At 54.4% G+C, this 11652-nt stretch carries 9 protein-coding genes; 6 read left to right on the top strand and 3 right to left on the bottom strand.

What is annotated here, in order from left to right; genetic code table 11:
• Positions 1-61: 61 nt before the first annotated feature.
• Both lipA and AC4EYZ_RS23015 read right to left on the bottom strand, forming a co-directional pair.
• Positions 62-1126: a lipoyl synthase gene (lipA, locus tag AC4EYZ_RS23010; protein WP_474192199.1), complete on the bottom strand. Its 1065-nt coding sequence runs from the start codon at positions 1124-1126 to the stop codon at positions 62-64.
• A 178-nt stretch (positions 1127-1304) separates the two neighbouring features.
• Positions 1305-2291, bottom strand: a complete 987-nt coding sequence (locus AC4EYZ_RS23015; RefSeq protein ID WP_009286993.1) for a LysR family transcriptional regulator — start codon at positions 2289-2291, stop codon at positions 1305-1307.
• 235 nt (positions 2292-2526) lie between these two features.
• Between AC4EYZ_RS23015 and AC4EYZ_RS23020 the strand changes: the two genes are divergently transcribed.
• From AC4EYZ_RS23020 to AC4EYZ_RS23045, 6 genes are all read left to right on the top strand, one after another.
• On the top strand, positions 2527-5070 hold the full coding sequence (locus tag AC4EYZ_RS23020; RefSeq protein WP_474192200.1) for a DUF3141 domain-containing protein: 2544 nt from the start codon (positions 2527-2529) through the stop codon (positions 5068-5070).
• Between the two features lie 314 nt (positions 5071-5384).
• Positions 5385-8012 (top strand): type I DNA topoisomerase, encoded by a 2628-nt coding sequence (topA, locus tag AC4EYZ_RS23025; RefSeq protein WP_009286991.1) that lies wholly within the window; start codon positions 5385-5387, stop codon positions 8010-8012.
• Positions 8009-8470, top strand: coding sequence for a DUF6586 family protein (locus tag AC4EYZ_RS23030; protein WP_022523167.1), 462 nt, complete (start codon positions 8009-8011; stop codon positions 8468-8470). The genes topA and AC4EYZ_RS23030 overlap by 4 nt, the downstream gene beginning before the upstream one ends.
• Before the next feature lie 46 nt (positions 8471-8516).
• Positions 8517-8981 carry a ferritin family protein gene (locus AC4EYZ_RS23035; RefSeq protein WP_022523168.1) on the top strand — a complete coding sequence of 155 codons (465 nt, stop codon included), beginning with the start codon at positions 8517-8519 and terminating at the stop codon, positions 8979-8981.
• Between the two features lie 154 nt (positions 8982-9135).
• The gene (locus AC4EYZ_RS23040) at positions 9136-9765 is read left to right on the top strand and encodes a L,D-transpeptidase family protein (protein WP_027957534.1); all 630 of its coding nucleotides are present in this window, start codon (positions 9136-9138) and stop codon (positions 9763-9765) included.
• Positions 9766-9995: 230 nt separating this feature from the next.
• Positions 9996-10259, top strand: coding sequence for an Lpp/OprI family alanine-zipper lipoprotein (locus AC4EYZ_RS23045; protein WP_022523170.1), 264 nt, complete (start codon positions 9996-9998; stop codon positions 10257-10259).
• Between the two features lie 177 nt (positions 10260-10436).
• Here AC4EYZ_RS23045 and AC4EYZ_RS23050 read toward each other — a convergent pair whose 3' ends face one another.
• Positions 10437-11606 (bottom strand): L,D-transpeptidase family protein, encoded by a 1170-nt coding sequence (locus tag AC4EYZ_RS23050; RefSeq protein WP_141440974.1) that lies wholly within the window; start codon positions 11604-11606, stop codon positions 10437-10439.
• Between the last annotated feature and the right edge of the window lie 46 nt (positions 11607-11652).

Below are 11652 nucleotides of genomic sequence, written 5' to 3' on the forward strand. Positions count from 1 at the left end.
AGCGGGTCTTAAAACCCGCTCCATACATAGTAGCAAGCCCCGTAGAACGCTTAATTTAAGCCTATCCTACGTTGAGCGCTGGAATAATATTGGGGTTTGCTTCTTGCTCCTGACCGGGAATCGCGGCAGGTGAGGCGAGCCTCAGGTTGTTTTTCTCAAACACGCGATCAGCGCGGTAGCTTGAACGTACCAGCGGGCCAGAGGGCACTTCCATAAAGCCTTTTTCCAGGCCAATCACGCGGTAGCGATCAAACTCTTCAGGCGTTACCCAGCGCTCCACCGACAGGTGGTTTTTGGTCGGGCGAAGGTACTGGCCAAGCGTGACAATATCGACGCCGATCTCACGTAAATCATCAAACGTTTGCAAAATCTCTTCGTCGGTTTCACCCAAGCCCAGCATCAGGCTGGTTTTGGTGATGATATCTGGGCGGTAGCGCTTGGCATGAGCAAGGACATCGAGGGTTTTGCGGTAACCTGCCCGCCGGTCACGCACTCGGCCTGTCAGGCGTTCCACGGTCTCCACATTTTGGGCAAATACCTGTAGGCCTGAATCGACGACGCGTTCGATAGCGGCAAGGTCACCATCAAAGTCGGGCGTCAAGGCTTCGACTACCACCTCGGGTGTGCGCGCTTTGATCGCGCGAATGCAGTTGGCGTAGTGGGTTGCGCCGCCATCGTCGAGGTCGTCACGGTCAACTGAAGTCAGTACGATATAACGCAGCCCCATGAGCTCTACAGATTTAGCCGTATTTTCAGGCTCTTCGTGGTCAAGCCAGCCCTGGGGGTTGCCGGTGTCTACTGCGCAGAACCGACAGGCGCGGGTACATACCGAGCCCATCAGCATGATAGTGGCCGTGCCGTTGCTCCAGCACTCGCCCATATTGGGGCAGTGGGATTCAGCGCAAACAGTGCTTAATCGGTGGGTCGCGACGTTTTTCTTGACCGCTTCAAAACGCTCGCCACCTGGAATCTGTGCTCGCAGCCACTTGGGTTTGCGCTCAAGCTCAACAGAAGGGGCCTCTGGCTGCGCTTTGCGCTGCTTCATGCCATCCTTGATCACCGACATGCCATGTTCATTACGGTATTTTTCACCGCTGGACACGCGCTGCGAGGGGTTATTGCTCATAGTGACAGAGCCTCTCTTCTGTGCGGTAGGCCGAAGGCGTAAAAAAGGTTTAACCCTGTTCCAAGCCTGCCTATTGATACCTGGTTAATACGAAGTTTGCTCAATATTTTATCGCGCTAATGATGGCTAATGTAACATATCTCGCTGCCAACAAGACACCGTAAGCCATCACTCGCCTTCAGGAGGGAAGTATCGGCAAACAGGCTACCCCATGGCTGGGTAAGGGGCTGACGGGCGCCTGAAAGTGACGGCGATAGTCGGGTAAGTGTTCACGGATGAAACTCAAAAATAGCTCGGCGACCGGAGTGGGTAAGCGCTCCCGCGTATAGACCGTGCACCAAGAGCGGTGGATAGGAAAGTCGGGCAACCCCAGCTCAAACAGTAACCCCTGCTCAAGCTCCAGCTGCACCGCCAAACGCGGCAGCACGGCAACACCTAAGTGAGCCATGACGCCCCCTTTAATCGCTTCATTGGTACCTAACTCAATACAGTGGGGAAGCGCGACCTGCTGACTGGCCGCCATCTGCTCAAAAGCGTTGCGTACGCCGGAACCGGGTTCGCGCATTAGCACGTAATGGCGCGCAAAGTCTGCTAAGGAGGGTTGCGGCATCGAAAGTAGCGGATGCTCGGGCCAGACGACGGCGATCAGTTCGTTATCAATAATCGGCATCACTACCAAGCGATCGTCTTCAGGCACCATGGCCATGATAACCAAGTCGTCCTGCTGCTCAGCCAATCGATCGAGTGCCTGGCAGCGATTGCATACCTTTAAGCGGACATGTACTTCGGGATAGTGAGCACGGAAGCGGGCAAGTAAATAAGGCACCACATATTGGGCTGAGGAAACCGCTGCGATGTTGAGTTCGCCGCTTATTTTGCCGTTAATATCCGATAGGTTCATTTCCAGCCGTGACAGTTGGCCAAAAATTTCGCGCGCTGAGTGGGCGAGGGTATCGGCGGCGGGAAGCGTGTGAAGCGTTTTACCCGCATAATTAAACAGAGGCTGACCCAGTGCCAACTCAAGCTGCCGTATTTGCGCGCTGACTGCTGGCTGGGTCAGTCCCAGTTGCTCAGCTGCACGAGAGTAGGAGCGCTGCCGATGCACCGCCTGGAAGACCTGGAGTTGCCGAAATGTTAGGCGATTGAGCAGATTGGGGGATGACATAAAAACCTCGTAGTGAGCACCCTTTAACTAATATCAAGATCAGGCTTCATCGCCAGGGCAAAGCATGCTAACACTGAATCTTTTAGACTGCCTAAACAGGACTTCATTAGTCACATAAGGCGTAATTGCCAGGGTTAAAGATCGACGCCGTGCGCATAGTGGCCTAGACTATATTGCATTGCAGCATCATTGCTTTCGGGTCTGATGCCTGTGCATCAACCCAACGGGAGACCCTATGAACTTTCTTGCTAACCCACTCGCCAAGACTATGTTTCCTGCTAACGCTTTCACTAGCGCATGGTTGAAGCAACAAAATGATTCCACAGCCATACCTGGAAGTGAGGCGATCGCTTCATTATTCGATCCTTTCGGGTTTGGGCGTGCAGCCTTTGGTTACTGGCGCGATAGCATGGAGCGCAGCGTTCTCTATCTGGACGTTATGCGCGAACGCGGTAATCAGTACCTCGAGCATATGGAGCAAACCAAGCCCAATGTGTTGGGGTTCGATACCGAAGTGCTGATGGATGGTCGGACGCTGCCGCGGCCAACCAACTACGAACTGTTGCGTGTGTTGCCCCACGAAGGGACAGAAATTGATCTGCAAAAGCGCCCGTTTGTAGTGGTTGACCCACGTGCGGGGCATGGGCCAGGGATTGGAGGGTTTAAGCCGGACAGTGAGTTGGGCGTGGCGCTTAAAGCGGGGCACCCCTGCTACTTTATTGGTTTTTTGCCGTTTCCTGAGCCAGGCCAAACCGTTGAGGATGTGGTCGAGTCGGAGATCGCTTTTTTGCGCCATGTGATTGAGCTGCATCCCGAAACGACTGAAAAACCGATGGTGGTGGGCAATTGCCAGGCGGGCTGGCAGATCATGATGGCGGCTGCCTTGGAGCCTGACGTTTTTGGCCCTATCCTGATTGCTGGCGCGCCACTCTCCTACTGGGCTGGTGAACACGGCAAAGCCCCCATGCGCTATACCGGCGGGATGGCGGGAGGCAGCTGGATTACGGCACTCACCAGTGATATTGGCGACGGCCTGTTTGACGGGGCGTGGCTGGTGCAGAACTTCGAGCGCCTCAACCCGGCTAATACCTACTGGAAAAAGCAGTATCACCTTTACGACAATATCGATACCGAAGCGGGCCGATACCTCGATTTTGAGCGTTGGTGGGGTGGTCACGTCGTATTAGGCGGTGAAGAGATTCAGTATATCGTCGATAATCTATTTGTCGGTAATCGGCTCTCTACCGCGCAGCTGGTCACCCATGATGGCCGCCGAATCGACCTGCGTAATGTGCGTTCGCCGGTGGTTGTGTTCTGTTCGCGTGGGGATGACATTACTCCGCCGCCTCAAGCATTGGGGTGGATTCGTGATTTATATGCAAACACCGATGACATCATTGCCAATGAGCAAACCATCGTCTATTGCCAGCATGATACGACCGGCCATCTAGGTATATTTGTTTCGGGCAGCGTATCGCGCAAAGAGCATACCGAATTCACCGCCAATATGGATTACATCGACGTACTGCCGCCTGGGCTGTACGAAACCTCCATATCTCCGGCAGAGAAGGGTGAAGACGCTGAGCTGTTCGAGCGGGATTATCTGCTCGAATTTATGCCGCGTAACTTTGAAGAGTTAGATCAGGCAGTAATGCACAAGCCAGAGGATGATCGTCGTTTTGCCACCGTGGCACGGATCTCAGAAATCAATTTGGGGATGTATCGGCTCTTTTTGCAGCCGTGGCTAAAAGCCATCATGACACCGGAGGCTGCCCGCTTGATCCGTCGTATGCACCCTATCCGTTTGGGCTACAAACTGCTTTCTGATCGTAATCCACTTTCGGTGCCGCTACCGGTAATGGCGGAAGCAGTGCGCAAAAATCGTCACCCAGTATCAAAAGATAATCTGTTCAAAACGCTTGAAACCATGGGGTCTGATCAACTGGTCGCCAGCCTCAATGCGATGCGCGATTTGCGGGATAGCAGCACCGAAAAAATGTTTATGGATATCTACGGCCAGCCGCTATTGCAGGCTGCTGTCGGTCTGTATGGCGATGCCCATGTACATCGCCGCCGTCCAGGGGCAGAGCCCGAGCACCGTCGCTTTATTGAGCAGCGTCAGGAAGAGCTGCGAGAGAAAATTGCTAAGGGCAGTGCCCATGAAGCGGTTATGCGCTCGCTTATCTATGTGCTCGGTGGCGCCCCAGCTACAGATGAGCGTAACTTTAAGCGGCTACGCGCCTCCCGTGCGGAGCTTGAGCCTGGTATCGAACTGAGTGATTTTAAAAACTTGGTGCGCGAGCAGTTCTTTATCTTGAAGCTGGATCGTGAGCAGGCGTTGAATTCGCTGCCTACTTTGCTAGCAGGTAGCAGCAACGATGATGTCGATGGCTATATTAGCCACCTTGAGCATGTGTTTGCCGCCAGCGGCGATCTTTCAGAGCATGCTGCTGAGCGCTTTGCTCAAATTAAAGTGTTGTTTGATAAGGCAAGACCCCGCAAATCGGTAGCGAATAAGCCGGCTGCGAGCAAGCCGACGGCCAGCAAAGCGGCTTCGACAACTAAGCCTGCCGCTAAGCCCAAAGCTGCTACTGCTAAGCTGGCCGAAACGCAAACGACTTCGTCTGCGCCAGTGGCCAAGGAGCAGCCCGTGGTGAATGAGGAGTCCGTGGTTAAGGAGTCATCGCCTAAATCTGCTGCGACTAGCGAGTCGGCCAGTGAGCCGGCGGCTAAACCCACCAGCACTACCAGACGTAAAAAGACGCCGCCTAAACGCTAAATCAGTACATTAGCTCATTGCGCCCCCGCCTATTTGGTGGGGGCGCTTTGTTTGCCTTATTACCTTTTGGGTTGCTGTAATGTCGGTGGCAGTCTAGTGTCTAGCTACTATTTGTCTGAAATATAACCCTGGTTGTCTAAAGTCTATGGATTCTCCCTACGGCTTGGTTGCCACTGGCGCTTAGCTAAGGGCTGGGGTAGGGTAGGCGCATTTTTTCATCCGTATCTTTTTTAACGGGCAGTTTCAGCCCGTCGATACGGCACCGAATTCAGAGCACGCGCTAGACAGTCCGTGCATTAGGAAAGTGGAGCACTATGGGCAAGTCACTGGTCATCGTCGAGTCGCCAGCGAAAGCGAAGACGATTAACAAATATCTCGGCAACGATTTCATCGTGAAGTCGAGCGTGGGCCACATTCGTGACCTGCCGACCAGCGGCTCAGGTAAGGCAGCCTCCGACCCCAAGGAGCGCGCGCGCCAGGCCGCAGCGACACGCAAGATGTCGGCGGAAGAGAAAGTAGAATATAAAAAACGTAAAAGCCAAGATCAGCTGATTCGGCGGATGGGGATTGACCCCAACAACGGCTGGGAAGCCCGCTATGAGGTGCTGCCCGGAAAAGAGAAAGTCGTTGCCGAGCTAAAGAAGCTGGCTGAGAAGGCTGACGCTGTCTACCTCGCAACGGATTTGGATCGCGAAGGGGAAGCCATTGCTTGGCACCTGCGCGAGACCATCGGTGGCGATGACAGCCGCTACAAGCGCGTGGTGTTCAACGAAATCACCAAAAACGCGATTCAAGACGCTTTCAAGGCGCCTGGCGCGCTCAATATCCCCCGGGTAGAGGCGCAGCAGGCAAGGCGTTTCCTGGATCGCGTTGTGGGCTTTATGCTTTCGCCTCTACTGTGGGCGAAAGTAGCGCGCGGGCTGTCGGCTGGCCGTGTACAGTCAGTCGCGGTACGTCTAATTGTTGAGCGCGAGCGCGAAATCCGTGCCTTTATTCCTGAAGAGTTTTGGGATGTGCACGCGGATTTGGCCTCTCCTGAGGGTGAGCTGGTGCGTTTTGCCCTGGTTCGTCAGGATGGCAAGGCCTTTAAGCCTACCTCCGAAAAAGACACCCTTGCGCGTATTGAGCAGCTTAGAAAAGCCAAGCTGGCGATTACCTCACGGGAAGACAAGCCCACCAGCTCAAAGCCCACGGCACCCTTTATTACCTCTACGCTGCAGCAAGCGGCGAGTGGCCGGTTAGGTTTTTCTGTGAAGAAAACCATGACCATGGCTCAGCGCCTCTATGAGGCGGGTTACATCACCTATATGCGTACCGACTCCACCAACTTATCGAAAGATGCGGTTGAGGGTGTGCGTAGCTATATCGGTGAAGAGTTCGGCGAACGCTACCTGCCCGAAGCACCTAATCGTTATAGCAGCAAAGAGAGTGCTCAAGAGGCCCATGAGGCGATTCGCCCTTCCAGTGTCGAGCGTAAGGCTTCCGATCTGGCCGGAATGGAGCGGGATGCCGAGCGTCTCTACGAGCTGATCTGGCGTCAATTTGTGGCCTGCCAAATGACCCCTGCAGAGTACCTTTCAAGCACGCTGAGTGTTGAAGTCGATGGCTACGAGCTACGTGCCAAAGGACGTGTACTGAAGTTTGATGGTTATACCCGGGTGATGAAGCCTAGTGGTAAAAATGAAGATCAGAGCTTACCGGACTTGCCAAAAGGTACGCCTATGGCACTGGAAGCGCTCGATCCTCAGCAGCACTTTACCAAGCCAGCACCACGCTACACTGAAGCAAGCCTGGTCAAAGAGCTTGAAAAGCAGGGCATTGGCCGACCGTCAACCTACGCTTCAATTATCTCAACGATCCAGGATCGCGGCTATGTGAAGCTGGAAAACCGTCGTTTCTATGCCGAAAAGCTGGGCGATATCGTCACCGAGCGGTTGAAAGAGTCCTTCCCTGATTTGATGGACTTCTCGTTCACTGCCCGCATGGAAGATAGTCTGGATGAGGTCGCCGAAGGCGAACGCAACTGGCAGGCGCTGCTGGATGCCTTCTACGAAGAATTCCGTGAAGAGCTGGCCAAGGCTGAGAGCGAAGATGGCATGCGCCCCAATCAGCCGGTGCCAACGGATATCGACTGCCCAAGCTGTGGTCGTCATATGCAAATTCGTACCGCTTCCACCGGGGTTTTCCTGGGTTGTAGTGGCTACAATTTGCCCCCCAAAGAGCGTTGTAAAACCACCATTGACCTGATTCCTGGTGAAGAGGCGGTGGCCGAAGACGCGGGAGAAGAGGCCGAAACCAATGCGCTGCGTGCCAAGCGTCGCTGCCCCAAGTGTGGCACGGCGATGGACAACTACCTAATCGATGAAACGCGTAAGCTGCACATCTGTGGTAACAGCCCCGATTGTGACGGCTACGAAGTTGAAGGCGGCAAATTCAAGATCAAAGGCTACGACGGCCCGATCATCGAGTGCGATAAGTGCGGCTCTGAGATGCAGTTGAAGTCAGGCCGCTTTGGCAAGTATTTTGGCTGTACCAATAGCGAATGTAAAAACACCCGTAAGCTATTGAAAAGCGGCGAAGTGGCGCCGCCAAAAATGGACCCGATCCCGATGCCGGAACTGGCTTGCCAAAAAGTTGACGACCATTACGTGCTGCGTGATGGCGCAAGCGGGCTGTTTTTGGCTGCCAGCAAGTTCCCTAAAAATCGTGAAACACGGCCGCCGCTGGTGAAAGAGCTGAAAGCGCACGCCGATGAGCTGCCCGAAAAGTATCACTTCATTCTTAAAGCGCCGAGTGAAGATCCGGATGGTCGCCCGGCGCAAATCCGCTACTCGCGGAAGAGCAAAGAGCAGTACGTGATGACCGACGAGGAGGGCAAGGCCACAGGCTGGAAAGCCATGTTTGATGCCGGTAAATGGCACGTGGAGGACAAACGCAAGTGAATGCACGGTCACGAACCAACCAGCTGCTCTATCAGGCGGAGCTATTAGTCACCTTGCCCGCGGGAAGTGATGAGCATGCTTCTGCGCGGCAGATGGCGTTGGAAGAGAGTGCGCTGGCGCTTTTTGAGCTGGCGCTTGAGTCGTTACTGCGCGAAGTTACTGAACACGCTCGGCTGTCGGAGCATCGCTGGACTGTATTGCTGGCCCAGGATGGCCCTGCCTTGGCCGAGCTGCAACGTCTGCGCGACTTGAAAGCCCAGCCGGAAAGCTGGCTGAACTGGTTGGAGGGGCAACTTGAGCGCCTACATAGTGACGAAGGTGCTGCGCGGCGCGAAACTCACAACCCCGCTATGATTGCCGTGGGTAACCAGGCCGGTTTGCGCCAGCAGTTACTGGATAATCTTCAGGCGGCCAAGCGTGAAATAGGCGCGCTGCGCGAAACCAGCCTGGAGTGGTAGTGTTTATTGTTATGCATCGCTCAAGTCGTTAAGAAAGGAGATCATGATGCGCTATAACCAGGTGAAAGATTTAATCGAATGGGCGGCGGGTTTTCATGCCCGGATGGCGCGACAGTATAGCGAAGCCGCTGAGGATGCTGAGAATCAGCGCTTAGAGATGGCGTTTAATTACTTGGCCAGCCGCGAGCTAAAAATGAAAACGGGGCTTGAAGATCTCTTCCACGATGGCTCTGACCATTCAGAAGTGCTGGAGTTATGGTTCGATGATTCCAGCGATTTCCCCCAGCCGCCTGAGTTGGATCGCTTGTCGGAACAAACCATCACCGGCTCGATAGAGGATGCGATGAGAACTGCCACATCGTCGCATCAGCGCCTTCAAGCGCTCTACGAGCATCGCGCGGCACGAGCGAAAATTGAGCCTGAAGAGGAGTTTTTCAATGCCCTGGCTCAAGGACATAATTCCGAGATACGCAATATAATGGCGAGTATGGAAGAGTTTCAGGGCGTTTGATGGGGTCTCTACTAGTGGATTATCGGTTACTGCTCTTCGGGGCGTCAGTCGTGTACATGACGAAATTGCTAACGGCGAATGTGGGAATAGGGTATAACAGCCACCAGATGCGCCGAGTCGGTCAATCGCGGGCTAACTTGTTTCGAGAGCTGTCATGTTTTTAGTTAATCGCCGTCGATTTTTAGCCATGGTGTTGAGCTTGCCAGCCGTGGCCAGTGCTGCTGTTACTGCGCCCAGTCAGGATACCGCCACCGATCTCGTAGAAACGATACTAAGTCGCGCTCATGTGCCGCGTCATAGCAACGAACTGTGGGTGCTGGTGGACGACAAAGAGGCCACCCTTAGCGTGTTTCGGGGTAACGCGCTGCTGGAGCGGTTTGCGCCCATATCACTTGGCCGTGCTGGGGCTAAAACCCAACGGGTTCGCGGCGATAATGTGACTCCCATGGGGGAGTTTCATGTCAACCGTTTTAATTACGAAAGCCAGTGGCGTACCTTCATAGGCATTGATTACCCAACCCCAGCGCACGCTAGAATGGCGCTGGAAAAAGGGATTTATTCCCAAGCTGATTATGATGACTACTTCGACTACTATCGACGTTACGGTCGCCCCCCGCAAGATACCGCACTGGGTGGGGCGATTGGAATTCATGGCCTGGGTAGCGCAGACCCCGATATTCATGGGCGCTATCACTGGACTCAGGGGTGTGTTGCCGTTACCAACGATCAAATCGATCGCCTGGCAGCGCTAGTGGGTGTTGGCACTCGGGTAGTGATCCGTTAAGCTAACGCCGTTGATGGAAGTTCGAGGTTTTAAACAGGTGGCTATAGACAACCGCTGTGGTCTATTATAAAACAGCGTTTGACTTGCGTGCTTTGCAGCACAAGTCACTGAAAAGAACCTGCACCGCAGGTAGACAAATTTAAGCTAAGAACTTATTCTAATTTAAGTGACTAGCCTTACCTTTGTCATACCCTTAACGTAGTACCCAAGGACGACTCAAGGAGAACATTATGACTCTGAAAACTACTCTGAAGATGACTGCTGCTGCCGCTTCTCTGGCAATTCTTGCTGGTTGTGCTTCTACCAGCGCGCTGGAAGAAGTTCGCATGACTGCAGAATCTGCACAGGCTGACGCTGCAGAAGCACGCAGCATGGCTTCACAAGCTATGAACACTGCAAACCAAGCCCAGCGCGACGCGCAGGCTGCTCTGCAGATGTCTGAGCAGAACCGTGAAGAAATGAACCGTATGTTCCAGCGTTCCATGCAGAAGTAATTCTGCTTGGGCTGCTGAGGGAGTCGTCTGACTCTCTCAGCAGCAGCTGGAAGAAAGCTGTAGTTAGTTAATATGCCGTAGTAAGGCGCTGTACGTTAAAGCGTCAGACCAGTAGGTTTTGATACTAGCTACGCAAAAACCCCGCCTTGGCGGGGTTTTTTGTTGCTAGGTATTCGGTTAAGCGTCTTTATCGTCGTCAGTGGCGGCGCTGAGCTTAAGCTCGTCAATCAGCTCAACAGGCTCTGGTTCTGGCTCGGGAGCCTGAGGGCCATATAGCGCGATAAATTGGCCGTCAGGAGCTTCTACGGCGCGCTGAATCTTGTCCGCGTCTATTTCAACGTCACTGCCAGTTAGCTCAGTGACGCGTTCAAGGGCATTAAGCAGTGGCTCAAAGCCTTCCGCGTTCTCTTCCAGCTGTGGGAAAGATTGCACAAACAGCGTGCCATCGGCTGCAAAGCCCGCTTTGAACGGTGCATCCATCAGGTTGACCTGAGTACCGCTAGGCAAACGCTCGTAGAGCGATTTGATATCTTCCGGGTACATGCGGATACAGCCACGGCTAACGCGCATACCGACGCCATCAGGGCGGTTGGTACCGTGAATGAGATAGCTCGGCATGGCCAGCAGGATCGCGTGCTCGCCCAAGGGGTTGTTAGGGCCGGGCGGTACCACGGAAGGCGCTGGTTCGCCGCGTTCGGCTGCTTCGCGACGCATAGATGCCGGTGGAGCCCAGGCGGGGTCTTTAACCTTAACCGTGGTGCGGGTGATGCCTACGGGGGTAGCGAACTCTTCACGCCCCACGCTAACCGGGTAGGTTTCGACGATGCCGGGTTTGTCGGCAGGGTAGTAGTAGAGGCGTAGCTCAGAAAGGTTAATGACAACGCCTTCCCGCGGTGCAGGCGGAAGAATGTATTGGGCGGGGATTACCACTTCGGTACCTACGCCAGGTACCCAGAGGCTAACACCCGGGTTGGCCATGCGAATCTCTTCATAGCCAATGTTGTGGCGTCGGGCGATATCGATCAGCGTCTGCTTGGGGTCTTCGACAACGACGGTGTAGCGCTCGCCAATGACATCGCCTTCTTCGGGTAGGCGGAAGTGACCACGGGGTAGCTCATCCTGATCAGCAACCTGAGCGGCGCTATCGACGGCGTCTATGCTGATTTCCTGTGCTTGCGCCTGTGGCGATTCTTCTGAGCTGTCTTGAGTCTGCTGCTCTTGCGCCTGTGTTGGGCTGTCGGCTTGCTCGTTAGCTGGTTGCGCAAAAGCGGGGCTCACCAGACTAGCGGCGAGTAGCACGGCCAAGCTGGTAGGGCCCCAATGGGTAAAGGTATCGCGAATGTTCATGATCGTTCCTAATGTGTTAATTCACTGCTGATGCGCGTTGCTGGGC

The sequence above is a fragment of the Vreelandella sp. 162(4c) genome (assembly GCF_058152265.1).

What these genes read in the sequence shown, in the direction of transcription:
- lipA (WP_474192199.1), bottom strand. Translation starts at nt 1,126, where the DNA reads ATGAGCAATAACCCCTCGCAGCGCGTGTCCAGCGGTGAAAAATACCGT.
- AC4EYZ_RS23015 (WP_009286993.1), bottom strand. Translation starts at nt 2,291, where the DNA reads ATGTCATCCCCCAATCTGCTCAATCGCCTAACATTTCGGCAACTCCAG.
- AC4EYZ_RS23020 (WP_474192200.1), top strand. Translation starts at nt 2,527, where the DNA reads ATGAACTTTCTTGCTAACCCACTCGCCAAGACTATGTTTCCTGCTAAC.
- topA (WP_009286991.1), top strand. Translation starts at nt 5,385, where the DNA reads ATGGGCAAGTCACTGGTCATCGTCGAGTCGCCAGCGAAAGCGAAGACG.
- AC4EYZ_RS23035 (WP_022523168.1), top strand. Translation starts at nt 8,517, where the DNA reads ATGCGCTATAACCAGGTGAAAGATTTAATCGAATGGGCGGCGGGTTTT.
- AC4EYZ_RS23040 (WP_027957534.1), top strand. Translation starts at nt 9,136, where the DNA reads ATGTTTTTAGTTAATCGCCGTCGATTTTTAGCCATGGTGTTGAGCTTG.
- AC4EYZ_RS23045 (WP_022523170.1), top strand. Translation starts at nt 9,996, where the DNA reads ATGACTCTGAAAACTACTCTGAAGATGACTGCTGCTGCCGCTTCTCTG.
- AC4EYZ_RS23050 (WP_141440974.1), bottom strand. Translation starts at nt 11,606, where the DNA reads ATGAACATTCGCGATACCTTTACCCATTGGGGCCCTACCAGCTTGGCC.